Annotated in this window: 26 protein-coding genes and 3 pseudogenes; 2 read left to right on the top strand and 27 right to left on the bottom strand. The window is 69.0% G+C overall.

Annotated elements, in window-relative coordinates; genetic code table 11:
• Nucleotides 1-396 precede the first annotated feature (396 nt).
• Together ACIO9J_RS43675 and ACIO9J_RS43680 are read right to left on the bottom strand one after the other, a co-directional pair.
• Nucleotides 397-843 (bottom strand): annotated as a pseudogene (locus ACIO9J_RS43675) (transposase family protein); the annotation flags it as partial.
• Nucleotides 844-1916: 1073 nt separating this feature from the next.
• On the bottom strand, nt 1917-2744 hold the full coding sequence (locus ACIO9J_RS43680) for a thiopeptide-type bacteriocin biosynthesis protein (protein ID WP_402011606.1): 828 nt from the start codon (nt 2742-2744) through the stop codon (nt 1917-1919).
• Between the two features lie 1082 nt (nt 2745-3826).
• On the opposite strand from ACIO9J_RS43680, the pseudogene ACIO9J_RS43685 reads away from it, so the two are divergent.
• A pseudogene (locus ACIO9J_RS43685) lies at nt 3827-4165 on the top strand (GNAT family N-acetyltransferase); the annotation flags it as partial.
• Nucleotides 4166-4350: 185 nt separating this feature from the next.
• Here the strand turns inward: ACIO9J_RS43685 and ACIO9J_RS43690 are convergent.
• The 19 genes and pseudogenes from ACIO9J_RS43690 to ACIO9J_RS43780 all read right to left on the bottom strand — a co-directional run bounded on the left by ACIO9J_RS43690 (nt 4351) and on the right by ACIO9J_RS43780 (nt 20198).
• Nucleotides 4351-4716 carry a hypothetical protein gene (locus ACIO9J_RS43690; protein ID WP_402011709.1) on the bottom strand — a complete coding sequence of 122 codons (366 nt, stop codon included), beginning with the start codon at nt 4714-4716 and terminating at the stop codon, nt 4351-4353.
• Between the two features lie 97 nt (nt 4717-4813).
• A pseudogene (locus ACIO9J_RS43695) lies at nt 4814-5695 on the bottom strand (MFS transporter); the annotation flags it as partial.
• Nucleotides 5587-6777 (bottom strand): bifunctional class I SAM-dependent methyltransferase/NUDIX hydrolase, encoded by a 1191-nt coding sequence (locus tag ACIO9J_RS43700; RefSeq protein WP_402011609.1) that lies wholly within the window; start codon nt 6775-6777, stop codon nt 5587-5589. The pseudogene ACIO9J_RS43695 and the gene ACIO9J_RS43700, both read right to left, overlap by 109 nt.
• A gap of 28 nt (nt 6778-6805) precedes the next feature.
• Nucleotides 6806-7708 (bottom strand): NUDIX domain-containing protein, encoded by a 903-nt coding sequence (locus tag ACIO9J_RS43705; RefSeq protein ID WP_402011612.1) that lies wholly within the window; start codon nt 7706-7708, stop codon nt 6806-6808.
• 131 nt (nt 7709-7839) lie between these two features.
• Complete coding sequence (locus ACIO9J_RS43710) at nt 7840-8988, bottom strand: M15 family metallopeptidase (RefSeq protein ID WP_402011703.1); 1149 nt, start codon at nt 8986-8988, stop codon at nt 7840-7842.
• 110 nt (nt 8989-9098) lie between these two features.
• Nucleotides 9099-10574, bottom strand: a complete 1476-nt coding sequence (locus tag ACIO9J_RS43715; RefSeq protein WP_402011614.1) for an NUDIX domain-containing protein — start codon at nt 10572-10574, stop codon at nt 9099-9101.
• 60 nt (nt 10575-10634) lie between these two features.
• Nucleotides 10635-11723 carry an NUDIX hydrolase gene (locus tag ACIO9J_RS43720; RefSeq protein ID WP_402011617.1) on the bottom strand — a complete coding sequence of 363 codons (1089 nt, stop codon included), beginning with the start codon at nt 11721-11723 and terminating at the stop codon, nt 10635-10637.
• Between the two features lie 127 nt (nt 11724-11850).
• On the bottom strand, nt 11851-12999 hold the full coding sequence (locus ACIO9J_RS43725) for an ATP-binding cassette domain-containing protein (protein ID WP_402011620.1): 1149 nt from the start codon (nt 12997-12999) through the stop codon (nt 11851-11853).
• A 61-nt stretch (nt 13000-13060) separates the two neighbouring features.
• Nucleotides 13061-13615 (bottom strand): hypothetical protein, encoded by a 555-nt coding sequence (locus ACIO9J_RS43730; protein WP_402011623.1) that lies wholly within the window; start codon nt 13613-13615, stop codon nt 13061-13063.
• A complete protein-coding gene (locus ACIO9J_RS43735; protein WP_402011626.1) occupies nt 13612-14397 on the bottom strand; it encodes an aldo/keto reductase in 786 nt (261 codons plus the stop codon). The genes ACIO9J_RS43730 and ACIO9J_RS43735 overlap by 4 nt, the downstream gene beginning before the upstream one ends.
• Nucleotides 14394-15005, bottom strand: a complete 612-nt coding sequence (locus tag ACIO9J_RS43740) for an AAA family ATPase (RefSeq protein ID WP_402011629.1) — start codon at nt 15003-15005, stop codon at nt 14394-14396. Before ACIO9J_RS43740 ends, ACIO9J_RS43735 begins: the two co-directional genes overlap by 4 nt.
• On the bottom strand, nt 14999-15601 hold the full coding sequence (locus ACIO9J_RS43745) for an exonuclease domain-containing protein (RefSeq protein WP_402011632.1): 603 nt from the start codon (nt 15599-15601) through the stop codon (nt 14999-15001). Before ACIO9J_RS43745 ends, ACIO9J_RS43740 begins: the two co-directional genes overlap by 7 nt.
• The gene (locus ACIO9J_RS43750) at nt 15598-16776 is read right to left on the bottom strand and encodes a radical SAM protein (RefSeq protein WP_402011634.1); all 1179 of its coding nucleotides are present in this window, start codon (nt 16774-16776) and stop codon (nt 15598-15600) included. The genes ACIO9J_RS43745 and ACIO9J_RS43750 overlap by 4 nt, the downstream gene beginning before the upstream one ends.
• Nucleotides 16777-16798: 22 nt before the next feature.
• Nucleotides 16799-17359: a nucleoside-diphosphate kinase gene (locus ACIO9J_RS43755; protein ID WP_402011637.1), complete on the bottom strand. Its 561-nt coding sequence runs from the start codon at nt 17357-17359 to the stop codon at nt 16799-16801.
• Complete coding sequence (locus ACIO9J_RS43760; RefSeq protein ID WP_402011639.1) at nt 17356-18369, bottom strand: thymidylate synthase; 1014 nt, start codon at nt 18367-18369, stop codon at nt 17356-17358. Before ACIO9J_RS43760 ends, ACIO9J_RS43755 begins: the two co-directional genes overlap by 4 nt.
• Nucleotides 18370-18677: 308 nt before the next feature.
• The gene (locus ACIO9J_RS43765) at nt 18678-19070 is read right to left on the bottom strand and encodes a hypothetical protein (RefSeq protein ID WP_402011642.1); all 393 of its coding nucleotides are present in this window, start codon (nt 19068-19070) and stop codon (nt 18678-18680) included.
• The gene (locus ACIO9J_RS43770; RefSeq protein WP_402011644.1) at nt 19054-19401 is read right to left on the bottom strand and encodes a hypothetical protein; all 348 of its coding nucleotides are present in this window, start codon (nt 19399-19401) and stop codon (nt 19054-19056) included. Before ACIO9J_RS43770 ends, ACIO9J_RS43765 begins: the two co-directional genes overlap by 17 nt.
• 12 nt (nt 19402-19413) lie before the next feature.
• Nucleotides 19414-19980, bottom strand: coding sequence for a hypothetical protein (locus ACIO9J_RS43775; RefSeq protein ID WP_402011647.1), 567 nt, complete (start codon nt 19978-19980; stop codon nt 19414-19416).
• Nucleotides 19977-20198 carry a hypothetical protein gene (locus ACIO9J_RS43780; protein ID WP_402011650.1) on the bottom strand — a complete coding sequence of 74 codons (222 nt, stop codon included), beginning with the start codon at nt 20196-20198 and terminating at the stop codon, nt 19977-19979. The genes ACIO9J_RS43775 and ACIO9J_RS43780 overlap by 4 nt, the downstream gene beginning before the upstream one ends.
• Before the next feature lie 254 nt (nt 20199-20452).
• Here ACIO9J_RS43780 and ACIO9J_RS43785 point away from each other — a divergent pair, with 254 nt between their 5' ends.
• Nucleotides 20453-21805 (top strand): hypothetical protein, encoded by a 1353-nt coding sequence (locus ACIO9J_RS43785; RefSeq protein ID WP_402011653.1) that lies wholly within the window; start codon nt 20453-20455, stop codon nt 21803-21805.
• A 62-nt stretch (nt 21806-21867) separates the two neighbouring features.
• Here the strand turns inward: ACIO9J_RS43785 and ACIO9J_RS43790 are convergent, their stop codons facing one another.
• The 6 genes from ACIO9J_RS43790 to ACIO9J_RS43815 form a co-directional block, all read right to left on the bottom strand.
• Complete coding sequence (locus ACIO9J_RS43790) at nt 21868-22674, bottom strand: hypothetical protein (protein ID WP_402011655.1); 807 nt, start codon at nt 22672-22674, stop codon at nt 21868-21870.
• Nucleotides 22675-22679: 5 nt separating this feature from the next.
• Entirely contained in the window at nt 22680-23006 is a 327-nt protein-coding gene (locus tag ACIO9J_RS43795; protein WP_402011658.1) for a hypothetical protein, read from the bottom strand.
• A 71-nt stretch (nt 23007-23077) separates the two neighbouring features.
• Nucleotides 23078-23365, bottom strand: a complete 288-nt coding sequence (locus ACIO9J_RS43800; protein WP_402011661.1) for a hypothetical protein — start codon at nt 23363-23365, stop codon at nt 23078-23080.
• Nucleotides 23365-24420, bottom strand: a complete 1056-nt coding sequence (locus tag ACIO9J_RS43805; RefSeq protein ID WP_402011663.1) for a major capsid protein — start codon at nt 24418-24420, stop codon at nt 23365-23367. Before ACIO9J_RS43805 ends, ACIO9J_RS43800 begins: the two co-directional genes overlap by 1 nt.
• Nucleotides 24421-24433: 13 nt before the next feature.
• Nucleotides 24434-24853 carry a head decoration protein gene (locus tag ACIO9J_RS43810; RefSeq protein WP_402011666.1) on the bottom strand — a complete coding sequence of 140 codons (420 nt, stop codon included), beginning with the start codon at nt 24851-24853 and terminating at the stop codon, nt 24434-24436.
• A gap of 149 nt (nt 24854-25002) precedes the next feature.
• The gene (locus ACIO9J_RS43815) at nt 25003-25695 is read right to left on the bottom strand and encodes a hypothetical protein (RefSeq protein ID WP_402011669.1); all 693 of its coding nucleotides are present in this window, start codon (nt 25693-25695) and stop codon (nt 25003-25005) included.
• Between the last annotated feature and the right edge of the window lie 23 nt (nt 25696-25718).

Below are 25718 nucleotides of genomic sequence, written 5' to 3' on the forward strand. Positions count from 1 at the left end.
CCGGCAATGTATTGCTCTTGAGGTGCCAGCGCTTGCGTCGGGCGGCGCAGTCGCGCTGGGCGACGTGCCGGGCGACCGCGTCGGCGCCGGGCCGGGCGTTCCGCCAGGGAGGGGACGGAGGCGTGGGCAGAAGTGCGCCAGGAGCCGTCCCGCCGCAGCGCGGCAGGACCTCCGCGATCTGCCAACTCGTCCTTCCAGACGCCGCTCTCGGCTACCACGGCAAGACAGCCACCCGCCAGGTTACTGAAGCCGGAGGATCCTGAAACCGGTACGCCTCCGGCGAGCACACACCGTGACGCCAGGCACGGCCTCAACGAGGAATACGCGACACCTCATAAAGCGTGTTGCACAAGGCTGTGTTCGGGCAGTTCAGCGGGCGTGGTTGCGGTCTTGTGGTCATGGTGCGAGGGCGAGGTTGTGCATGTGGGCGACGGCCTGGGCGGCGTGGTGGAGCCCGTCGCCGTGTCGACATTCACGGAGGATCTTGTAGTTCTTCACCCGTCCGATCACATGCTCGACCCGGGCGCGGACCGTGTGGTGCGCGGCGTTGTCGGCTTCCTCGCCTGGCAGCAGTTGGCGCCGAGGGCGATTGCGGTGCGGGGTGACCATCCCGCAGTTGAGGTAGGCGCCATCGGCCAGGACGGTCACGCCGTGGCAGCGCGCGCTCGGGCCGGAGGCCCGCCAGGCGTGCGCTGCCACGGTGGTGCCCGGCACCGGCCGGCCGGTGGCGATCACGAGGCGGGTGTCGGCGTCCACGATGACCTGCACGTTCGCGGAGAAGCGGTAGTTGCGGCTGGAGGAGCCGACCTGCCGGTCGCGGACCGGTATGAGGGTGCCATCCAGAGGCCGCCGCCCCGTGGGCGTCGCCGACTACGCGTGGAACGTCCCGCGCCAGCATTCCAGCGCCCGAGAAGATGACGCACGTATATGCCCACATGCCCCGAACAAGGCCAACGGAGTCGCGGATGCTTTCTCCGGGCCCGCACCGGCACCGCGCGCGGAGAGCACGGGGCGCCGCACAGTGTCGACTCACCTCCGCTTGCGCCGAGAGCACACCCACACCCGCACTGGCATCGGCCCCGACAGCGACTCACCTCCGCTCGCGCGGAGAGCACCAGAACCAGAGCTGGTTCCGGCTGTCGGTGAACGGCTCACCTCCGCTCGCGCGGAGGTGAGCCGGCCATGTCGATTGCTGACCACACAGGTGACAGTGCTCTCCGCGCGAGCGGAGGTGAGTCGGACGCACGAGGTCGCCGTGGACGAGGGGTTGGTCCCGCAGGCTGCCGAAGGCTCCACGTGCTGCCGTTGGAGTGGGCACCATGCGTGGGGTGCAAGAACCGTTGGTTTTCGCCAGCCCCACGGGAGTCGCTGTTGAGGGAGCGCGGTGTAAGGGAGCTGACAGACCTGCTCTGGACGGCCGAACGCCGCAGACATATGCAGGACATGGACCAGCAGTCTGTGGCCAGTTCCTTGCAGATGCGGGAGCGGGTGGACGGTATGCGAGACCGGGCGATAGCCATGCGCGAACGATCTCCGCGGCTCAGTCGGCCCGAGTCGTGTCCTGCCTGGCCTTTGGTGTGGATGGGACGGTAAGAATCGGTCCCGGTCCACGCTGCGTACGCGACCACACCAAGTAGAGCCAGAGCCGGAACTCGTGAACAAAACCAGCAGTAGAACTTACCTAGTGCCTTAACCGTCGAGGCAGGGTCATTGCATCTCCTATGTCATAAGTGCTGGCGTACTGGTCAGACGATCAGAGGAGATGCCGACGTTGTCGCGGAGGATTCGCCTTCCTCAGCTTCCGAGGACGGCTTCCCGGGCAGCACGGGACCAGGCGGATTGCTGGCGGAGCGCGAAACCCATCCGGTTCCAGTGGAACAGGACGTGGCGCGCGAGGATGCCGCGCTTCCCTAGGCTCAGTAGGCCGCGCTCGGCCGCATCTGCCAGGGCTCTCCCAGCGTGCTCAAGGCCCTCGATCCATGGGCGTAGTGGAGTGAGGTCTTCGGCGTCGAAGAGCGCGTGAGTGTCGGCAAGGACGAGGTGACGCATGGGTTTGACCATGGTGCTGACCTGCTCCAGGGGTAAGTCCTTGGTGGGTGGCCGCATTCCTCTACCCGTCCCCATACATCGCCCTGTTCACCGAACTCCAGGCCAGCAGCGCGCATCAAGAGCGTCATGGCCACGAGAGAGATTGTCTTCGCGTCCAGTGACCGTGCCTGTCCGTTGGCCACGGTGTGGAGGTAGCCGAGTACGCTGACGCTGTCGGTGTGGAACAGCTCGTGCGCGAGTGAGATCCCGGCTGAACCGCCGAACGCGATGGTCTCCGGCTCGTACGGGATGGACTGCCAGTCAGAAGTCACGCCCCAGGACACGGAGTTGTCGAGGGCTTCGGTGACGTGGCTGATGGCGTCCTCAGGAGCAAAGCCGGGGGCGGGGTGGTAGCGCAGGCGCCAGTGAGGGTACTTCCGTACAAACCACCAGGTGCCTACTGGACCGGTGTGCAGGGCGGGCGCGATGTAGCCGCGAAAGGCGCCTGCCGCAGTCGGGTAGTCGGCGAAGTGGATGTTGGCTTGCTGCCATCCGGATGGCTGGGCGTCGAGCGCGGCTCGTCCGGCCGCCCGGTAGATCTCGATTGCTTCGGTGAGGTGGCCGGGCAGGACGCCGGCGGCGCGGGCGGCGTCGTCGACGGAGGCGCCGCCGAGGACGGCTAGGACTGCGTCCTCGATGCGGCTCGCGTCGTGCACTACGGGTATGCCTTTCACGTCAGGAGGAGACAGGTGTCCCCGCGCTACGAGGGCAGCGTTCGCCCACGGCAGCCACACTCCAGGAGGACTCGATGCACCGCCGCACGTTCGTCGCTGGATCTCTCACAGCAGTTGTGGCAGCTGCTGCTCCTAGCGCAGTCGCCCCCCGAACCGTCGGCATGAGCGACGTGGAACGGCTCCAGCGAAAGTTCGCTGCGGTCATCGCCAGTGATCACCGCCACGGAGGCCAACTTGCCATCGAAGAACGTGCCGTTTCTCTCGCCGATGAGGCGCTGAACCTCCAGAACTCCGGCAGCGCCGCCCAGCGCGTTCGCAGCAATCTCTACGCGACCGCAGCCTCTTTCCGCTCGTCCGCAATGTGGGCAGCCATCGACGGCCGCCGTTATCACGACGCAACTGGGCACATGCGCGAAGCCCAGAGCCTCGCTGAACTGTCCGGCGACCAGGCCATCAAATTCCGCATCTGGTCTCATGCCGGGACCCTCTACCGGCACATGGGCCGCCCTGCCGATGCCCTCGCAGCCAACAACGTAGCGCGCAACCTCTACATCACACGTCGAGACCCCTTGTTCGCGTCCCTTGGCATTGCCCGGCAGATGGCTATCCAAGGAGTCGCCCAGGACCGCCGCGGCCTACGCCGCACCTTCGATCAGGCTCAGGACGCCATGGCACGCGCAGAGCCTGGCGTCTTCCGGCCAGTGTGGTTGATGGCCTTCTACGACGAGGCCGAACTTCACTCGCTAGCTCTCTCGGCCCATCTCGCCGTCGGTGACTGGGCCACCGCCGAGTATCACGGCACACCGCCGCCTCGCCGCGCTGAGACCGTACATGCGCCGTTCACGTGCGATCGCGACCAGCCGCCTCGCCCACGCTCAGTTGGCTCAGGGACATGCCGACACTGCCACCCGCACGGCGATGTCCGTTCCCGCCAAGGCAGCTACCCAACATGCCCGCGTTTCCCGCATGCTTCAGGAGTTCGGTGCTGCGCTACGGGCCACAGCACCGGGCAGCGACAGCGCCGATATCTGGACCGAGCACACCGCCACCTGGAGGGCCACAGCATGACCTCGGCACCCGCCATCGATCTCCGTACATACGATCAACTAGATGCAGTCCGCGGTGATCTGCTCGACGTGTACGCCGAAGTACGTGCTCCGCTGCTGCACCTGCCGAACTATGCCGTCACCTCCTTCGGCGAGCGCCTGGACCGGCATGGAGTGGAGGCAGGATTTGTGGCGGTAATGGCCTACGTCGGTAAGCACCCGGTGGGGTACGCCTATGGCAACAAGATTGAGGAAGGCGACCGGTACTGGCAGCGCACCAGCCCCGAACCGGAGGAAAGGTACACCGTGCAACCGGCCGCCGCCTTGAAGGAAATCGGGGTTCGGCCAGCCTGGCGCTTGGCGAGGGCGTCCATGACGATTGCGTCGCAGGGGTCGCCGAGCCAGTACCCGGCCTCGCGCAATGCACCGACCGTGCGGAACCCGGCCTTCTCGTAGGCGCGACGCCCGCGGTGATTGGGGCGAGGACGGGTGGCCGATGCGCCGTCATCCGTGTGGAAGCCTCCGGTTCGGTGGAGCTGAGATCATGGGGCGGCCAGGCGCAGGGTGCGGATCGGGGTGAGCGCGAGGCGTAGCGGCGGCAGGAGAAGCAGGCAGGCGCCGATGAACAAGGTGGTGCGCAGGCCCAGGGTGGTGGCGGCGTAGCCGGCGAGGAGTGCGGAGAAGGGGCGCAGTCCGAACGCTGTCCACTGGCCGGTGGCTTGCATGCGGCCTTGCATGTCGGGCGTGCAGGCTTGCTGGCGGACGGTGCGCTGGGTCAGACCGTGGGTGACCGCGCCGAAGAGCTGGAGGAACAGGCCCGATGCAATGGCGAGTTGGCTGGTCAGTCCGGGGTGGGCCACAAGGAGCGGTATCTGGCTGGCTGGTGTGAGGACGAGGGCTGTGATCATGACGGGGCCCGCGCCGTGGCGGGTGGTGAGGCGCGGGATGGGTGAGGGAGGCGAGGAAGCCTCCGCTGGCACCGACGCTCATCACGAGCGCGAACGCCGTCGGTGACCAGTGCAGTTCGCGGATCAGGTAGACGACCCAGATCGCATTTGTTCCGGCCAGGACGGTGGAGATGATCGCGTTCGTGGTCACGAGCGGGCCGATGACGGGGTGGCGCCAGGTGTAGGCGAGGCCGGCCCGGATCTCGCTGCGCAGGCTCCGCTTGGTGGTGCGCTGTTCGGGCAGGGGCTCGGGGCTGCGGATGCGCAGGGTGCACCAGAAGGTGACGAGGTAGGTGAGCGCGTCCGCGGCGACCGCGCGGGCGGCGCCGATCATGCCGATGAGCACTCCGGCGAGGGCCGGGCCGCCGATGTCGGCCAGCGTGTTGGCGCTGGCCAGCTTGGCGTTGGCCTCCATGAGCCGGTGTGAGGGCAGGAGCTGCGGAATGTAGGACAGGCTCGCGGCCATGCCGAGTACATGGCAGGAGCCGACCACGAACGCTGCGACCCACAGCTGCGTCAAGGTCAGCCTGCCGTACGAGGCGGCGAGCGGAATGGATCCCATCGCTGCCGCGCAGATCAGGCTCGTCACCATCATCAGGGGGCGTTTGCGGACGCGGTCGCACCAAGCACCGGCCGGCAGCGAGAACAGCAGCGGTGGCGTCTTCTGCACGGCCGCCAGGACGGCGGCCTCCCACGGCGTGGCGTGCAGGCTCACCACCGCGACCAGAGGGACGGCGACCGAGCTGAGGGAGGAGCCCAGCACATCGCTGGCCTGCCCCGTCCAGTAGCGGCGGAAGTCGCGGTGGCGCCACAGGCTCAGCTCGGGGGGCCTCACGCCCGACCGTCCGCCGTGGTGCCATGGGCGAAGGGGTTGAAGTGCGCGGGCGGGTGGTCGATAGGCAGGTCGGTACGCCACGCCGTGAGGATGTGGGCGCTGCACTCGAACAGGTCCGAGGGCAGATCGTCGAGCGGCCACCAGCGCCAGTCGCCGACACTCTCGTCCGGCTGAGTGGCGGGCTCGCCTTCCCAGGCGGTGACGACCGCGCCGACGGTGAGGCGTACGACATCGCCAACGTGATCGATGAGCGTGCCCAGGAGCGTGACGTCCTGGGGGCGCGCGGTCAGTCCGGTCTCCTCGGCGAGTTCACGCACGACGGCCTCTTCCAGGGCTTCGCCCGCCTCCACGGTGCCGCCGGGCAGCTCGATGGTGCCCAGGCGGTGGCGGCCCAGGAGCAGGCCGTGGTCGCCCAGGACGATGGCGCCCACGCCGATCGCCGCATGCGGGACGGGCGGCCGTCGAGTGCGCGGTCGACTGGAGATCCGCGCTCGCCGGTCCGGGAGCCGCCGCGCACGGATGAGCTGATGGACGACCGGGTTCTCCGGGTCGGGTGCGCTCAACAGGTTCATGGCTTCGACCCGGAAGCCGTACGAGGTCAGCAGGTCCTCCCACAGGTGGGGGACCAGGACGAACATGTCGACGGGGAGCGCCGGCTCCTTGCGCACAAGGAGCTGCTGCTTGCGCGGTGAGACGGTGGTGGAGGGACCGCGGCCGTGGAGGTCTGTGTGGAGGACCGAGAAGACCAGTGGGGCGCCCGTGATCAGCGCGTCGCGCAGGGCGGGCAGGGCAGTGTGCGGATCAACGTAGGCGAGACTTCCGACCGCATACCCGGCCTCGTACGGTGCGGCTGTCCGTACGTGCTCGATGACATCCCCCTGCACCCACTCGACATCTGCTTCGGCGCCGTAGTGGCGGGTGGCGCGGGCGTGCTGGGTGGGGGACAACTCGATCGCGGTGACGTGGGCACCGTGGGCGCGGGCGAGATGGACGGCGTGGTGGCCGGCGCCGGATCCGATGTCCAGCACTCGCTTGCCGGCGAGGTCGCCGAGAAGTTCACTGCCCGGTCCGACCCCCTCCCACGGAGACCACGAGATGGTCTTGGGCATGGGTGGCATGTAGCCGTGGTCGAGCTGTCGTTGGCCGTAGATGGTCCAGGCTTGGGCGTTGACGTCCTCGATGGGCACGGTGCCTCCTGGGCGGGAGCGATGCGGATCAGGTGTGCGTGCTGAGGTAGGCGGGGCCCTGGCCGCGCCGGGCTCGTTCGACCGCGTCCAGACGGGCGAAGCTCCCGGGAGCCATCAACTCCCGCCACTCGGCCATGTCGTGGATGGCCCACATGTCGTGCTCGGCGGGGTCCAGGCGGATCCGCCGCAACTGGTCGGCGGTCAGCCGGCCTCCGTCGAAGATGAGCCCCACCTTGTTCAACGGCATGCGGGGCCCGGCGTGCAGGAAGTGCGTCAGGATCAACCTCGGCGCGCCCAGGCCGAGTTCGAGGCCGGTCTCCTCGACTGCCTCGCGCCGTGCGGTCCGGAGCGGGTCTTCACCCTGGACATCGAGATTGCCGCCAGGAAACTGCCACAGACGCGATCCGTAGACCGAGCGCAGCTGTACCGGCCGGTCGTGCTCGTCGCGGATGTAGAGGCAGCCGTACACCGTGTGGTGGGGAACGGCCCGCGCGTACTGCGTGGGCGTCATCGGCAGGGGGCGCCCGGGCCGGGCAGGATGGTGGTCGAAGGCGAGGGCGAGGACGCCGAGCGCCTCCTTGTCCGGCGGGTAGATGCCGCGGAGGTTCAACAGGAGTTCCTCGCGCGGTGTATCCGGGTCGATGCGCGCGGGGTCCTCGGAGTCGAGCAGGTCTTCGAAGGAGGCGTACGGGGTGATCTCCTGCACGACGACGTCGAGTTCCCGCTCGGTGTCCCGGTCGTGGAAGACGAGCGTGGCGCCGACGTTGACGGCGCGCTTGTTCGGGGTGGCCACCCTCACCTCGACCGTCTTGCGGCCCGCTTCCACTTGGCGGTAGTACCGCCCGAGCAGGTGCAGGTGGTGCTCTCGTGGTTCGCTGCGGGTCGCCGGACTTGGGACGGTCGAGATCGCCTGCTGGGTGTCATCAGGCATACGTGTCTCCGTTCGATGCATGTCGCCCGTTGCCGGTCCGGGGGCCGCAACGGGACCAGGGTGGAGTGGCTGCGCTCCGGCGCTTCCGGGGCGGCGTGGGCGCCGAGGAAGTGGACGCTGCTGCCGGCGCGCTAAGGCAGTTCGATCGGCCCGTAACGCGCGTACGGCTCTCTCCGCATCAGCGCGTCGTAGCGGTCGGCCGCCGAGAAGTGCCACCACTCTGTTGCGTAGTTCGTGAATCCGGCTCTTTCCATGGCGCCGAGCAGCAGCGTGCGGTGGTGGCGCGCGGACTCGCTGAGGTTCGGGGCGTGCGTGAAGCAGGCACCGTCGCTTTCCTCGGGGCTGGCGTTGACGCGGGTGCCGAGGTCGAGTTCGTGGCCGTCCTGGTCGACGAGGGTGACGTCCACGGCCGCGCCCGCGGAGTGGGGCGCGATCTTCGGCGGCGAAACGTATCGGCTGGCGGCCTGGTGGAGCTGCTCAGCCGTCCAGGCGGGCTGAGCAGCGGCCAGCTCGTCCCGGTACTCGGTGAAGTAGCGCTGCTGGAGAGCCAGCGGCCGGAAACCCTCGACGAACAACAGGTCGATGCCGGCGGGCAGGAGCGAGCGGGCGCTCTCCAGCCGAGCCAGGACACCTTCGCGGACGTGGGCGAACGCGCTCTGCGGATCATGCTTGCGGGGGTCGACGCGGAGCCCGTGGTCACGCACGTCGACGAGCGGCTCCCCGCACTCCCGCACCGGGATCGCGGCGACCTGCGGATCGCACATCAGCACCAGACTGCTCATCGAGTCCCCCTGGGACGGTTTGTACGGAGGCGGCGGCGAGGTAGGAGCCAGGCCGGTCTCGCGCAGGATGCGCGCGACGGTGTCCTGCAACGTGCTGTCGGCCGGCACCACGGTCTCCAGACCACCCGGCAGCAGATCCAACTCGCGGTACCAGGACACGAGGTGGTCGTCGGTGACTTGCTCCAGGTACGCGGCATCCGCCTTCGAAGCGTGCCGGTCCAGCGTCGCCTCCAGCGGCACGTCCAGGTAGTAGCAGCCAGAGACGCCGCGGTGATCGCGTACCAGAGACGTGATCATGTGGCCGTAACGGTCGGCGTGCAGGATCCCTTCGAGCACGACGTGGAAGCCGGCGTCCAGGGCATGGCGTGCGACCCTGCCGAGCAGGGTGATGTTGGCGCCGCCCATGGTGTCGTGCTCACGCAGCACGTTCCGACGGATCACGTCCTGGCCCACGATCGCGACACCCCGCCCGTAGTGATCTCGCAGGCCCAAGGCCACACTCGACTTACCCGACGCCGAATTCCCTCGAATCACCACGAGGCGGGTGTCCGTGCGTCCGGCCGCTGTCGTAGCGGGCGCGCGGCCGAGTGCGCCGCTCGGTGTGGCGGTCATGCGGGCCAGCCCGTCTCGCTGTACAGCTCGCCGTTCTGGATCTTCTCGATGGCCAGCCGGGTGTAGGGAACGAGGTCGTCGGGAAGGGACGCAGGGTCCCAAAATTTCCACTGGGTGCACTTGTCCGGCTCGCGCAGCTCAGGCTCGCCGCTCCAGGTGCGGGTGCGGAAGAAAAGGCCCATGCGGGGCGGGTATGTGGGCTTGCCGATGTGGTGGACGACGTGGACAAGTTCGACGTCCCGGCGCTCGATGTACAGGCCGGCTTCCTCCTGGGCCTCCCTGATCAGGCAGGCGATGGCGTTCTCCTGCTCGCAGTGGCCGGCCAGGACGTGCCAGGTGGACGGGGCGAACGCGGAGTTGGGGTGGCGCAGCCCGAGCAGCACCGTCCCGTCGGGTCGCTCCAGGTAGAGGTGGACGCCGATGATGTTGGGGACCGTGCCACGCGGCGAAGCCAGACGTTCCCCCTCGGGTGCGGGCCCGCTCTGCGTCGCCGGAGGGCTGGCGGCGTGGCGTCGTACGAGGTCGCTGGTGGTGTCGGCGATGCGCAGGCGGTGGAGGTCCTTGGGGGCGAACCAGGCGAGCATCACCCCTTCGGTCAGGGGGAGTTCGCGCGGGTCACCGTTCCAGCGGCCGGCGTAGATGGCGATGGGTACGGTCGTGCTGGCGTCGTCAGAGGCGTACGTGGTGCCGAACGGGGTCAGGTCGGCGAGATCGAGCCCAGCCTCCTCGGCCAGTTCGCGCCGCACGGTGTGTTCTAGCGTGGCGTCCTGGGGTTCCCGGCCGCCGCCGAGCAGGGACCACATGCCCGGCTCCCAGATCCGGCCGGGGAAGTAGTCGCGCAGATGGAGCAGGTACTCGCCGCGGTCGTTGTAGATCAGGGCGGACGCGTTGGCCGTCTCCGGTTCGGTCCGGAGCGGGAGCTTGAGCAGCTTCTCTCGAAGGGAAGGGGAGGCCGCCCGGTCCATGGGCCGCCACTCGATGCCGCCGGCCTCCCCTGCTTGCAGCACCACCGGCGGCTCGATCGCGGTGCGCAGGCGGAAGAGGAACCGGAGGTCGTAGTGCTGGTGGCCGGGCTCGCCCTTGCCCGGGCGGGCGTCGATGTCGTGGATGTCGATGTCGAACGGCACCGTCTCGTAGCCGGGCCACGGCGTCACCGCCTGGCGGGGGGCCCCGGTCTCCTCCTGCAGTTCCCGCAGCGCCGTGCCTGCCAGGGACTCATCAGAAGGCTCGGCGTGTCCGCCGGGGGCGAGAATCTTCCCGCTGGCCAGGTGGGGCACGTGCAGGACGCGGCCGAGGTCGTCGAGGACGATCGCGCCGCAGGTGACGTGTCCGGGGAAGGTGGAACGGCTGGCGATGCCATCGCCGGTCCGGTCGAGGGCGTTCAGGAGGGTGCCGAGCTGCGCGCGCTCGTGCGGGTGGCGAGCGAGGTAGGTCTCGACGGTGGTGCGGATGTGCTGGTGCGACAACGGCATGGGCTACCTCAGAGGTGCATGGGAGGGGGCAAGTCGAGGCGGGGCGGTGCGAGGTTCGGGTCAGCTCAGCCGCATCCCCTCCGCCGGGATCTCCTCGATGGCGGCAGCGCGAGCGGTGGGCAGTCCCCACCGCGCGTTTGCCGTGTCCGCGGCGAGTTGGGCCTGCCGTGCGCCGGGCGGGCCCCAGCCCAGCAGGGCGGCTGCCTGGGCGGGGCTGGCGAGCAGGCGGGCGAAGGGGCGGCCGGTGGCGGGATCGACGGCCGCTGGACCGATGGCGGTGACCCGGGCGGCCAGGCGGAGCCGCGCGTTGGGCCCGACCCTACCGTAGACCTCGCCGCTCTCGTCCAGCACCCAGCCCAGCCGCACCGGATCGGTCAGGGCCAGCTGGCCTTCCTCTTCGGCCTCGCGGTGCAGGGTCTCTTCGGGCGTCGCATCGGTGCTCTCCACGGTGCCCCCGGGCAGCATCGGCAGTGCGCCCCGCGGGCCGGGGTCGGCCACGACGACGACCCGTCCGTCGGGGACGAAGCACCACGCCCACGCTTGCTGCACGGGCAGTTGGTCGGGGACGGGGCCGCGGTGGAGCGGGCTGTCCCACAAGGGCCGGTAGCGGACGTGGACGTCGTGCTGGTCCAGCGCCGGGACATCGAGGATGTGCTGGCCGTCGGCAAGGTGCGCGGTGGCGGTGCACCCGAGCCGGGCCCGGTAGGCGGCGAGCATGATCTGCCCGTCCACGGACCGCATCCGCTGCACCGCGTCACGGGTCTCCAGAAAGGCGCACTCGGACAACTCTTCGCGCGGCAAGCGGATCGCCGCCACCTGGCCGGAGGTGAGAGTTCCCCCGTCGAAGACGAACCGGACCTCCCCGGGGCAGGGCGTGCCGGGCTGGAGGCCGGGGTGATGCGCGGAGAGGGAGTGGACGGCGAGCACGGCCGACAGCGGCAGATCCAGGCCCAGTTCCTCGGTGATCTCGCGCCGACAGGTGACGTGCGGATGTTCCCCGGCCTCGACGACGCCTCCGGGCAGCAGCCACGAGTCGTCCTTGCGATAGGTGGGGTGCACCAGCAGGACCCGGCCGGCCTCGTCGGTGATGATCGCCGCAGCGCCGAGCCACGCCGCGTGCCGGGACGCGGCGTACTGAGCTGCGGGCACAGCGGCGCGCGGGGCGGCGTGATCCGTAGGGGAGCCGGGAGAGGCCACAGGGCTGTGCCTTTCAGGTCGATGGGGCGCAGGCATGGATGGCGGCTGCCATCGAGTAGTTTTTCCCCGGTCGAGCCGTTCACGCGGGGTCCGAGACGGTGGGCGGGGTGGGGTTGGGGATGCTGGCGGTGGTGGGGGCGTACTGGGCGGCCTGCGTGTCGAACATCGCGGCGTAGCGGCCGTGTTGGGCGAGGAGTTCGTCGTGGGTGCCGTGCTCGGCGAGGCGCCCTTGGTGGAGGACGTAGATGTGGTCGGCGTGGCGGACGCCGGACATGCGGTGGGTGACCAGGACGACGGCCCGGTTCGGGGCGGCCAGGTGACGGATCCGGTCGAAGGCCGCGATCTCGGCCTCGGGGTCGAGCGCGGAGGTCGGCTCGTCGACGATGAGGACGCTGTCCGCCTGCGAGGTGGCGCTGCGCCAGTGGGTGCGGGCCAGGCCCACCTTCTGCCACTCGCCGCCGGAGAGTTCGGTGGCGCCGCGGAACATGCGGGCCAGCAGACTGCGCAGACCGTCGGGGAGTTTGGCGATCACCGGAGCGGCGCCCGCGTAGTCGAGCGAGGGCTGCAGGTCCTGCGATGCCGCCGGGTGGGCGGGGCGGCCGATGCGGATGTTCATCGCGGCGGTCACCGGCCAGCGCTGGAAATCCTGGGTGAGCAGGGAGACCCGCTCGAAGTACTGGGCCCGGTCGAGGCCGCTGATGTCCGCCTCGCCCCAGCGCAGGGTGCCTTCCTGGGGCAGCAGCATGCCCGACAAGATCTTCATGAGCGTGCTCTTGCCGGAGCCGTTCTCCCCCACCACGGCGGTCACCGACCCCATCGGCAGGGTCAGCGACACCTGCTCCAGGGCGGCGGTGTCCCGGTCGGGGTAGCAGTAGGTGACCCGGTCCAGGGCGATCTCCGTGACCCGGTCAGGCACTGGGTCGCCGCCCGCGGGGATGGTGCGCTGCGCGGCCTGGGTGAGGAACCGGCCGTGGTCGCGGACGTAGACGGATTCCTCGTGCAGCCGGTTGATGTTCATCACCAGCCCGCCCAGGCTCGCCGAGCCGGTCCGCACCGCGATCACGGCGGTCCCGGCAACGGCGAGGTCCATGTGACCGGCCAAGATCAGCCAGAACATGGCCCCGTAGGTGGCGGCCATGGCCCCTCCGGACAACGCCGCCGCGACCCACTCGGTCAGGGCCTTGCTGGAGGCCAGGCGTTCCTGTTCGGTCTCGGCGCTCTCGGCCATCCGCTCGTAGCGGCTCAGGAAAATCGGGCAGCCGGGCGGGCAACCAGTTGCCAGGTGTCGGTCATGTACGTCTCGACTCCGTGTTGAGGTAAGGACGGGCGCTTCGGGTAAACCGTGGCGGTGCGGAGGCCCGTAGGACGTCGCCTTCGAGGTAGGCCGTCTCTCCGGTGGTGAGGGCCTGGAGGGCGGCCAGCAGGCGCAGCCGCCCCGGTGCTGGTGCTTCGTCGATGGCCCGCATGGTGGAGAACACCCGGATGTCGGCTCGCGCGTCGCGGTAGGTGAGCTGTTCTGCGTCCTCGCGGGTCATCGGTGATGTCGCGAGGACGTGGGTGATGACTTTCCTGCGGCGCATCTGCACCCAGGCCAGAGTGACGAGCCGGAGGCGGGGGAGCCTGCGGGGAAGTCCTTGGAGGACGTGGTGGGCGGCTTGTTCGGGGCTCTGGCCGTCGTGCACGGTTCCGGTGGGCAGCGAGATGCTGCCGAGGAGTTCGGCGACGACCAGAGCGTGGGCCCCCACCGGGACTAGGAGGGAGACTCCGGTGATCGGCGGACGCCAGTTCTCGTACGCGGCTCGTGCCCGCGGAGTGCTGTTCGTCGATATCGCGGTCGCGTTCATGGAGCCCCGCCGTCCGTTGCCGCCCGCACGATGTCCGCGAGGTGCTGGGGGTTGCTGGTGCCGGGGATGGGCGCGATGTGGGGGCCGAGCTGAAGCAGCCACGCCAGCGCCGTGGCGAGGGCTCCGTCGCGCGCGGCGCTGCCTGCGTCGAGGGGCCGGTAGGGCACGTAGGGGATGCCTTCGTCCCGGCAGAGTTCCTGTACGGGGTCGTAGCGGTCGTGGATGTTGAGGACGTTCTGCACGGCCGCGACCGCTACGTCCTTGGACGCCTCCTGGTAGTCCGCTGTGCTGACCTTGGACAGACCGATGTGCCCGATCTTGCCTTCACTCTGGAGGGACTTGAGGGTGCCGACTTGCTCGGCGAGGGGGAATCGCGGGTCGATGCGGTGGAGGTAGCACAGCTCCAGGCGCTCGACGCCGAGACGGCACAGGCTTCCCTCGACGCTGTTGCGCAGGTAGGCGGGGTCCCCGTTGGGAGTCCACTTGTAGGGGGCCGGCCACGCCTCCAGGCCGACCTTGGTGGCGATCAGCAGGTCCTCGGGGTACGGGTGAAGCGCGTCCTTGATCAGGCGTTCTACGGTGTGCGGGCCGTAGGCGTGTGCGGTGTCGATGTGCGTGATGCCGTGGGTGTGGACGGCCTGGCGCAGGACGTCCAGGGCCTGCGCCCGGTCGGGGGGATCGCCCCAGGTGCCGGGCCCAGTCAGGCGCATGGTGCCCAGGCCGAGGCGGGAGACGGTCTTCCCGGCCAGGGTGATGGTGCCCGCGGGCGGTGTGCCGCTCACAGCGCGGGCTCCTTGAGGCAGAGGCGCAGGGCCTGCTCGACGGCGTGGTCCTGGCTGTGCGGGCCGCTGGTCACGCGGGTGTGCACGATCTCGTCCTCGGCGAGCAGTTGGTGGGTGTGCCGGTCCACGAGGGTGCGGTAGCGAGGGTCGTAGTCGTGCGCGTCCTCGACGGGGATGGCGGGGTCGAGGACGGTGGCCAGGAGCAGGCGGTACTTGGGGGCCTGGGTGGCGGCCAGCAGACGGAGCCGTTCTCGCTCAAGGCGGTGCGGGATCTCTCCACGCCATTCCTGGGCGGCGTGGAAGTAGGCGAGCGCGTCCCAGGCCGCGCGGTCGGCGAGGACGACGTGGAGGGGCCCGGCGTCCGGGCGGGCCGCGGCGGCGATCTCATCGGCGATGGTCTGCGCGATGACCCACTCGGTGGAGGCGGCGGTGTGCCGGTGCATCTTGGGCAGCGGCACGAGCGCGGCACGCTTGCCCAGCTGGCCGGTGCGGGCCACGGAGACGCTGCGGGCGCGCAGTTCGGTCTCGATGCGCTTCAGGAGTTGGGTCTTGCCGGTGGAGTGGGCGCCCATCACGCCGATGCGCAGGGGCTGATCCGGTGTCACCACAGCATGGGGTCCTGTTCTGGTTCGGGGGCTCCGGGCAGGCCGGGCGGCACTGCCACGGCGACGAGCTGGTCCCAGGTGTCGTAGTGGACGGCCATGGCGAGCAGGAGCTGCGCCGCGGCGTAGGCGTCGAACGTGGCGCGGTGGCGGTTGCCCGGAGCCGCGCTCAGGTCCGGCTGGACGTGCTCGATCAGGGAGTCCAGGGAGTACTTGGCCAGGCCCGGGTAGGTGGCCTTGGCCAGCCGGAGCGTGTCGAGGACACCGGCCGGCCGCCACTGCGGCAGGTGCGCGGCGAGCACCCTGTAGTCCACGTGCGCGTGGTGCGCGCAGATCCACGCGGTGCCCAGGAACGCGTGGACGCTCGCGGAGATCTCCTCCCAGCCCGGCTCATTGAGCAGCCGCTCGTTGCTCCAGCCGTGAACGCGCGCGGCGAAGGGCGTGACCGGGCGCTGCGGCCGGGTCAGCCACCAGCCCGCCGTGCTCGTGTCCGGTTGCCCGTCACGGATGGGAAGGGCTGCGACCTCGACGAGGTCGGGCGGGTGGGTCCCGTTGCCCTCCACGTCGATGACGAGCAGCGGGGGCCAGGAGGAGAAGTTCATGCGGCCGGGGGTCCGTTCCCCGCCGTCCAGCCGATGGGGGCGCGGCCGTGCTGGCGGTAGCGATGGGGTTTGGCGCGGTCGTGGCACTGGTAGCCGAAGCCGTGCTGGAGGTAGTAGCGCGGCGGCTCGTCCAGTCCCTCGACGACGATGGCACGGTCGTTGACCTCGATCGGGCCGCTCGCGCCGAGACCACGCGCTTCTTGCGTGACCTGGGTCAGCTCGGGCTTGACCCACGCGGCCTGGCACCGGGCGATCTGCTCGGGCGGGCAGATGTCGCACAGTTCCTGGATGCCGAAGTGCCCGTTGTAGTCGGCCTCCCCGTGGGCGTAGGCCACGCCGCAGGAGGTCTTGCGGAACAGCGCCCCCCAGGAACTGTCCTGGGAAAAGGCGGCGAGCAGGCGCTGCTCGGTGTCCTCGGGCAGGATCTTGCGCCGGGCGGTCTCCTGGTACGGGGCGGGCAGGCCGTGGTCGCGGTAGTACGCGGCGATCTCCTCACGGAAGAACAGGCCGGTGAACACGGTGGCGTGCGCGTGGCGCGAGAGCTCCTTGGCCCGCTCGATGTCGGCGTCGGAGTCGTTCAGGCCGGGCACGATCGGCCGCCAGTACAAGACGGTGCGGTACCGCTCGGCGTGCTCGTACAAGGTGCGCAGGCTCGTCGCCGCGATGCGGCTGTCCACCGGTTCGATCCGGGTGTCCTGAATGTTCGAGTGCGTCACCAGGACGGTCAGGCGCAAGTGCCGGAAGCTGTTGAGGACGGCGCAGTCCTGTGGGGTGACCCGCCACCGCGTGATGATCAGGACGTGATTGGTCAGGCCCCGGCCATCCAGTTGGCGCAGCACGTTGAACAGGTGGGGCTTGACCACCGGCAGCATCGGGTCGGTGGCCCGGTTCAGGAGCTGCAGCGGCGTCGTGTGCGGCCGGAAGTAGGGGTGTCCGATCAGGCGTATCACAGCCTCGTGATCGCGCATCAGGCGTCGCGGCACCGTCATCTCGAAGTTGTCGAAGAGGTGGCGCACGCAGTACCGGCAGTCGAGTGGACAGCCCACGATCCAGTTCAGCGAGAGCCCGGACTTGCGGTACTCGATCACGTCCGCGAGCTCCGGCTTCAAGCCGCTGATCTGCGCGGGAGACAGGAGGGGCAGAGCTTTGCGGGGCGGTGCGGTGGGGATGGACATGAAGTCCTCCAGAGGAAGGGAGTTACCCGTCGGTGCGGGTGAGCGGAGCGGGAGCGGGAGCGGTGAGAAGGTCGCTGAGGTTGGCGCCGTACCAGGTGCCGAAGTCCCGCCGAGCGGCCCCCGGATCGTCCGACGTGTGCACCAGGTTGCGTACGAGCCGCTGCTCGGCGAGGGCGGCCTTGAGGCTGTCCTCGCCCAGGTCGCCGCGGATGGTGCCGGGCGCAGCGCGGGTGGGGTCGAAGTGCCCAAGCAACTGCCGCAGCTGGGCGTGCATGCCCGGCTCGCCGTGTGCGAGCGCCACCACCACGGGCCGGCCGGTGAACTCCGCGTCCAGACAGGAGGGGATGTCCCGGTCGGGGAAGTGGTCGGCGTCCACGAGCAAGTCCCAGTAATGGACGTGGACTTGCCACGCGGCCGCGGTCACCTCGCGGCGCCCGGTAACGGTGATGCCCGCAGTGGCGATCCGGCCCAGGACGGTGTCCGTGAGGCCACGCCCGACGGTGTCCGGCTTGCACAGGATGACCGCCCAGCGGGTGAAGTCGATCCCGTTCACCACCGCGCCGCCGCGCGGCGTCCCGCTCATAGCGCCTTCCCGCTCGCGCAGGCCGGCCAGCGGCGCCCGGCCAGCCACCGCAGGCCCGGGTCCAGCGCCTCCAGCACGTTCGGGCTGACGGTGTCGGCCTGGTCGTGCTCGATCTGCCGGTACGTCTCGAAGAGCAGCAGCACTTGCTGCCAGTACGGCTCCACGTCGAGACCGGCGATGGCCGCCGCGGTGTACTGCGCCTTGTTCGTGCGCAGCAGTTCCTCGTGCTCCAGGACCCGCAGAACGGTGTCGGAGGTGGTTGACGTCGGCATGCTGCGGGACGGGAAGTGTGGCGGGGCGGTGCGCTGGTCCACCTCGTGCAGCACCCGCTTGACGCGCTCCGCGTTGTAATCGTTCACGTGCGCCGAGCCGATGAGGTGGGTGTATTCCCCCAGCTCCAGGCCCAGTTGCACCGCGGCGAACTCCTGGATCATCGTGAAGGAGAAGACGTCGGACAGCAGGCCGCAGTCCAGGTCGTTGGCGCGCATGTGGCACACCATGTGCAGTCGCCCCTCGCGCACGAGCAGGTGCAGCCCGGCCAGGCACGCCATGTCGGGGTTGTTTTTGACGGCGAGCTCGGCGGCGGAGAAGACCGGGAGGTAGCCGCGCTTGCTGTCCTGCTCGGTGCGCAGCAGCTCCAGAACCCGGTCGAAGAGGGAGCGGTGATCGCCCTCAGCCGGACTGACCAGCGTGTGCCCGTAGGCGGATCCACCGAGGTGGATGCCGTCGGGAGAGCTGGAGGCCATGGACGGCGCGTAGTAGCCGATCATCTCCAGGTCGCGGCGGCCGGCCAGGTGCCACAAGGCCTCGGCGAACTGGAAGACCGGGTTGGCCCGGCGCGCCGCGAGGTAAGGGAGCCGCTGGCGGGGATCAAAGAGCCGGAAACCGACACCGATCACTTCGCGGGCCTGGTTACCGCGCGCCGAGATGTGATGCTCGGGATAGGCCGTCAGGCGCAGGAGGGCTATGTAGGCGTCTTCCACGCTGCGGAACGACGGTGCGGTGAGCATGGACTTCTCCTCGTTGGGGGGGGGGTGGCTATCGGTGCGTCAAGGAGCTGATCGGGTTTGGGGCCCAAGGGCCTCGACCGCGATACGGGTGGAAGTGGAAGACGGGGGCCGTGCACCGCCGGTGCACGGGGAGGGTGGACACGGCCCCCTGTGGCGCCCTCGCACGGTCCGTTGGCGGAGGGCGCCGCCCGCTCCGTGTCGGATGGGAGCGGGAGCTCGTCAGTGTCCGGCTCTCATGAGGCCGGCCAGAACGGTGGCGCCCGCCAAGACGGTGACGACCGTCGAAACGATGACCGGCACACGGGGGCTCATCGTCTGTAGGCGATCGCAGCGAAGGCCGCGGTGTCCCGCGCGAGTTGCTGGAGGTAGGCGTGGGCCTGCTCAGCGTTCGGGGCGAAGGGGCGCCGTTCGACGAGGTCGTGGCCGTCCTGGATCAGCCTCAACGTCATCTGCCGGACCACGGGCTCCCACGCCGCGACGGCGTCCTGGCAGACGGTCAGCAGCGGCGGGAGCCCGGCCAGGAGCTCCTTGATCTGGTCCGCCACGCTCGGGTAGGGCGATTCACCGCCGGTGAAGAGGATGTCGTCGTTCCTCGGCGGCGGGGGCGTGGCGCGTGCACACGCCACCGCACGGCAGATGGCGCCGAAATCAACGTCCTCGACCTGCCGACGGGTCGTGTGCTGCTCAGCGTTGGGGGACATGGGTTCCTGCTTCCTGCTGGGCCACGTCGAGCAGGTCTTGGGCGGCGTGGGCGAGAGTGAGGGAGTACTGCCACAGCTCGTAATGGCTCGCCCCCGGGCCGGGCCGGGCCCGGGGCAGGACGAGGCCCTGGGCCCGCTCGTACTCGGCGCGCTCACGCGGGACTTCGGGCAACAGCATCTTCACGTCGTTGGTGAGCGCGCTGATGTGCATGACGAGCGTGGCTCGCTTCGGCATCGCCACTCCGGGCCGGACAGCCTCGGCGATCATCCGATCGATCGAGGCGACGTTCACCCGACTGGTCAGCGGCGGGGCTTCGTGAGAGATGGTCACGGCATGATCACCTCATGACGCTCTCAATTCGGCGGCTAGAAGAACCTCGTGTGGCACCGGCGTGGGCTGAAAACTGTTCAGGAACCCCCGCAGCGCGGCCGGGGGAACGAGCCGGTCGCTCTTGAACGGTCGGAGCCAGTAGCTGCCCGGAGGATCTACCTGATGCAGCGGCGGCACACTGATCTGATGCGGATTCCCCAGGCAGATGCCGTACCGATGCGGATCCCACCTCGCACTGGAGCCAGGGGGCACCAGCCAGTACAGCCACGACCGCACAGGATCCTCGATCACAGGCCCACAGCCGTCGACCTGCACCTCGTCCATGAGATGGACGATGGCCCGAGCCGCATCACCACTCGCGGTAGCCACGACATCGAATAGCCGCCCACCCAACGGGAGACAAGCCGGCCGACGGCCCTGGATGTCCATCAGGTTGCGCACACGGGTGGCGAGGTCGCCCATGTCGGAGGCGACGTCCTGTGGCCTGATCGTCTTTGCCAGTGGAGCGAAGGCGACCGCACCGGCAGGCGGGATTGCCTGCGCCGAGTCGATGACACGTCGGGGAAGAGCGGCGGTCATGCCGACACCTCCATCGTCGGCTGCACCACGGCCTGCACCGTCTCCCAAGAGCCGCCATCGCTCACCGCATACGCCAGTGTGGTGCCGAAGTGGCGTAACTGCCACAGGCTCGGCCTGCTGCGCGCGCACTCGACCAGCTTCCGTTCCAAGACTTCGCCGGGAGAAACCCGTGCGGCACCCGTCGCATCGACGAGGAGCCTGCCAGTGGAAGAGTTCATGTGAGGTGCTTCCGGTTGTTGGGTACCTGGCCTACAGGGCGAACCGGTCACCCAAGAGGATCTACGTGGCTCCGCGGGCCGGAAGAGGCAAAAGCTCGCCCATAGGCACCTGCCTCGACCAAGTCACCGCAGCCGATCGCTCTCGGCTGGTTCTGCCACATACGTAATCGCCCGATGACGGTGCGCGGGTACCGTGAAGAGCAGGCGGTCGCGTAAACGCCGTAAAAGCAGTCGGAGCTGTCGGGAGATACGCCATGTCGTCCAGCCCGCGTACACCAAATGCCGATCTTGCACGGCTACTTGACCAGGCGGAATGTCAGCGGCAGGAACTGGCGCGGGCCGTGAACCGCATAGGGAAGCTCACCGGTGTGCAGCTGAACTACTCGGGAAACACGGTCTCCATGTGGCTACGCGGGCACCAGCCAAAGCGGCAGGTCAAGCCCTTGGTCCTGGCTGCACTGTCGGAAAAGTGCGGTCGCCCGATCACCCACGAGGAAGCTGGCCTCACCCCGCCATCGTCCGCAGAGGGGGAACATCACCTCGACACTGTCGAGCAGTTGCTCCAACTCGGAAGGGCGGATATGGACCCATCCCGTCGAGGCGTGCTCGCCGCAGGCGTGTTCTCCGCTGCACTCACCGTGCCGGTCTTCGGTGCGGCTGCCGGAGCACGTGCCGATGAAAACGTCTCACCCGGCAAAGCCACCACTCGCATCGGCGCCTCTCAGGTCGCCAGCGTGCGTCGCACCACCGGACGGATCGCCGACATCCTTGACGAAGACGGCGCCGGTCACGCACGCCCAATGGCAGCTGCGTACCTCGTCAACACCGTCGCCCCGTGGCTGCGAGCCCAGGCCGCCAGTCAGGTCGCCTCCGACATGAAGGCCGCCGCATCGGACCTGACGTACTTGACCGGCTGGATGGCAATGTACGAGAAGGACCATGCAGCCGCTCAACGCTGGTACCTCAAGGCCCTCGACCTGGCTGATGAAGCCGGAGACCACGTCACCTATTGCCGCACCCTGCGAGGCATGTCGTTGCAGATGACGAGTCTGCGTCATGGTCAGAAGGGGCTGGAGTTTGCAGACTCTGCTGCGGAGGCCGCACCCAAGAGCGGTCCCCGGCTGGTCGCGTTCCTCCGAGGGCAGCAGGCCCACGCTGCATCCATGGTGAAAGATCGCCGCCAGGCTCACGTACGGCTGCGCGAGGCAGAAGATGCCCTTTCGAAAGCCGACAACCACCGCGATGCCATTGGAGGGTACGACCGCACGGCCTGGCTGTTCCACCTCTCGCACGTCCTGTTCGAGGAGCACGACCTCCCGGGGTCGATCAAAGCCCTCCAGGACTCCATCGCTGTGCAACCCGCCCAGGAACGTCAAGGCCGTGTGCACTCCTACGCACTGCTTGCACAACGCCAACTGACACATGGGCACGTAGATGCGTCAGCTGCCTCGTGGGGACGGTTTCTTGACGAGTACGAGCAGGTGTCGTCGGCTCGTGGTGACGATCACTTCCAGACTATGCGGCAGGACATGCGGCCGTACCCGAAGGTCCACTCTGTGAGGAAGCTGGCTGAGCGGGCACGTGAGGTCTCTGCGCTCAAGGCGTAGAGAGAAGAGATCCCGGGACTCGTCCGTCTTCGCCGCAATGATCCACTCGTGTTCAAGCATTACTAACTGTCGGGTCGAGGACCGAAAGCGCGGCGGCAGCGTGGGTGGCTGATCGGCCACTCCGCTGCCTCTTCGACGCTCCGCAGTGTGCCAGTCGCCTTGTCGGTGTCCTGGTGCGACGTCCAGCCGCAATCGGCTCCGTCGAAGACCTCGACCTGGCGCACGCCGGCCTGACGGGTTCGGTTTAGTGTTCCGGCGTTGTACGCGACAGCAGATTTGGTGAGTGTCGCGGCCTCTGCCCAAGCACGGACCGGCACGCGGGCACCGTTGCGGTAGACGACGTGGGTCAGCCGATGCTGTTCGGCGAGCTTGTCCGCGAGATTCTTCGCGGCCTGTTTGCCGGTCATGTTGCCAGCGGCGAGCAGCGGCACTTCTTCGCGCGCAGCTTGGCGCACGGCGCGGTAGAAGCGGTTCGCCATCCGCTCGGCTTCTTGCGAGCGGCGCAGGAAATCAGCGTAGGAATCGGCTGCAAGCGACTGGAGCGCGTCGCGGTGGAACGTTGTCCATGTGAACGAGACACCCAAGGCCTCGGCAGCGGCCTGGCCGCCTTGCTCGTACAGGAAAGGGAGTTGGCGACGGATGAACTCCTGGGCTTCTCCGTCAACCCGCTGTCGGAACGCGCGAATGGCCCGCTTGAACTCCTCCAGCGTCTCGGCGGTGTGCCGTGCCCGGGGGTTGCTGGCGAGCTGATTGAGCACGGCCTGTTGCTGCTCGGCGAGCCGCTGCCAGGCCTGGTCGAGTACAGCCGCGACGCGGCGGGCGATCTCTTCAGGGTCGCCCGGGACCAGCGGTGGCCATGGGTACGCCACGTCGGCTACCGGGTGCGGCGCACGGGCGCGAGCGGGGCGGTGACGAGGTCGGGTCCCGCGTCGCCTGGTGCCGGGTCATCGGGGGCGACAAGATCGTCCAGGTCTGCGATCTGCCGTTCGAGACCTGCGAGGTTGTTGGTCTGGTCGATGGTGACCACTCCGTCGACCGTCATGCGCAGCGGCTCGGCGAGCAGCTTGGCCCGGCGTTCGGCCAGGACTTCGGCGGCGACGGCGCGGGCTCGGCCCAGGCGCTCATAGCGGCTAGCGAGGTCCTGTTCGCCCGTGGCGGTGCCGAGCTGCGCTCGCAGCCAGGCGAGGAGAAACGGGTCCATCAGTGCTCCAGGATGGCCGTCGCCCGCCCCCGCCCGGGGGAAGGGTGGGGGCGGGCTGTGGCGTCGGCTTCTTACGCGTCGGGGTCAGCGGTCTTCCTGCGGCGGCGCGGTGTCGGCTGCGCGGGCTCGGCCTCGTCTTCGTGTGGAGCGGTGAAGCCGAGCGGCTGGGTCTCGTCCGTCTCGGATTCCGGCGGCGAGGACTCCTCCGGGTCGGACGACGGCTCGTCGTCCTCCCACGCGTCCGGGTTGGTGACCTCGGCGGCCACGTCCTCGTCGGGCTCATCACCCGGCTCCAGCACGATCCACTCGCGCGACTTCGGGTGCTGGACGTGCACGGCGGCTGCGAGGCGGCGGCCCATCAGATCACCTTCGCCACGATGTGGGCGTCCGGCGTGTGGAGCACTGGCATGCCGACTGCCGCTCCCTTGGTCCAGATCTGGACCGGGTCGTCCTGGACACCGCGGGTGATGATGATGCCCGGCCGGTCCTCCTTGGTGATCTCCGGGTTCGTGCCGCGCGACAGGGCCAGGCCCTCGGCGGTCACGCCGAAGATGGTCTGCCCCCACTTCGTACGGTCCGGCGGCAGCATGATCCACCGATCCTCGGGGAGGACCTTGGTCTGGACGCCGTCGACGCGCACCTGCCCCTTGTAGAAGGTGATCGGGGGCAGTTCGTAGTTGCCGCGGACCACATTGATCTGCTGGGGGGTGAGCGTGGCGGTCGGGGTGTTCGAGGGGTTCACCGAGCCGTAGTACGCCGCCCTGTAGGCGTTGTTGGCGGCCAGGAAGGAGAACGCCTTGCGGCTGGTGACCACCATCTCCGGGAAAGGGGCACCCCGGTCATCGAGGTACTGAATCCAGCCCTGCTCGTCCTTGATCGGGTCGGATGTGGGATCCGACCAAAGCTTCGGGACGGTCGGCAGGTTGCCCGCCGGGACACCCCAATCGACTTCCGTGGTCAGGCCGTTCTCCGCGATCAGCGAGAACTTACCGTCGAGCAGGACGTCACCCCAGGCCAGCTCGACTCGGGAGCGGATCGCCTCGACGTGCCGCTCAGTGTCGTCGTACAGCAGCTCGATGAGCCGGTCCTCGTCGGCGCCCCGAGACGTCTCCAGCAGGATCTGCTCCTGCTCGCCCACGAGGAGCTTCTGACCGAGGGGAGGCAGCATGCCCTCGCGGGTGGTCTGCCACGCCTCGCGGGAGGCGAACGGCACGCTGGCGTCGAAGGCCCGGTACTTGGCGACGTTGACGTACCGGCCGTTGTCCTTGACCCGCCACTTCACCTCGTCCTGCTCCAGCGTCGGGATGATCCCGCCGTCCTTGGTGAACAGGTGGTCTGCCGGTGAGGGGATGGCGCGCGCGAAGGTCGTGAGGTCGCGGGCGGCGACGTTCTTGATCAGGTCCTGAATGGTCATCGTCGGCCGCCCCTCACACGTACCGGATCTGGGGGCCGGTCACCGACGGGGTGACCTTGGTGGGGTCGATGCCGCCGGGGACCTTCGCAGCGACGACAACGCCGTGCCACAGCAGCGCGGCGGGCACCTTCGTGGCGGTCGGCGCGAACAGCGCCTCAGCGAAGACGTGACCGGCGAGGTTCTGGCGACCGTCGGTCGCCGTGGGGTCAAAGGCCCCGTACAGACCGCTCGCGGTGATCTTGCCGACGGGCACGCCGGACAGGACACGGCTGTACGGCTGGCTGGTGTCGGTCGAGGCGGCGGTGTGCGTACCCGCGGTCAGCTTCGACACGTCGAGCGTGATGGTCTCGGTGGAGTCGGTGCCGTGCAGCGCCGCGAGCCAGGCCCGGTCGGCGGTGTACGACGTCGACCTGGTGATGGGCTGGAGTGTCACAGCCGTCCTCCCGTGGACGTGAAGCGAATCGGATTCGCGCACTCACCTGGTGGTGGCGCCGTCCACGGGAAGTATGAGGGGCGTGGTCCCCATGTCCGGCTATCCCGCCGGTGGGGTCATGGTGTGCGCCATGACGTCGCTTGGCCTGGTCAGTTGGTGACGAATCCTCGGCGGCGGGCCATCTCCAGTCCGGCCGCGCCGGGCTTGGGCGGCACACCGCCGCGCGAGGGCGGTCCGCCGGCGGGCGAACCACCGGGGGCGGGCGGTGTGGCTGTGCTGGTCTGGCCGAACAGCTCGGGCCGCCGCTCCTTCAACTGCTCCGCAGCCGCAGCCGTGGTCTCCTCGTCGGCGTCGGCCTGCTCGGCCAGGGCCCGGTCGATCAGAAGGGCAGCGTCGTCCAGGTCCTCACCACTCGCGCCAAGCCTCGCGAGGACCGCCCGCCGGATGGCCGCCCGCTCCCTGTCGATCGCTTGCGTCTCACGGGCCTGGGCGACCTTGAGCTTCTCCTCGGCCTCCTGCTCCCTGCGCTCGATGTCCGAGAGGGCGGCACGGTCCGCGTCCCGCTTCTGCGTGACGAACTCGGACAAGGCATCGGAGTTCTCGAACCCGAGGTCGCCGAGCAGCTTCTTCACTGCCGCCCGTCCGCCCTGGGTCTTCTCTCGGGTCAGGAGGCGCGACAGGTCGTCCTGCGTGAACGTTCCGTTGCCCGCCGACGGGTTGTCGTCCCCGCTGGGCTCGTTGGAATCGTCGTCCGGTGCGGCACCGAGGATCGGGTAGATCGGCCGACCGTCACGGCGGAACCCCACCGGCGCGAACGGGCGAGGAAGTGAGGCACGCTTCATGCAAGAACCATCCACAGATCTCC

This window comes from Streptomyces sp. NPDC087300 (genome assembly GCF_044744425.1).
Classification (GTDB): Bacteria; Actinomycetota; Actinomycetes; order Streptomycetales; family Streptomycetaceae; genus Streptomyces.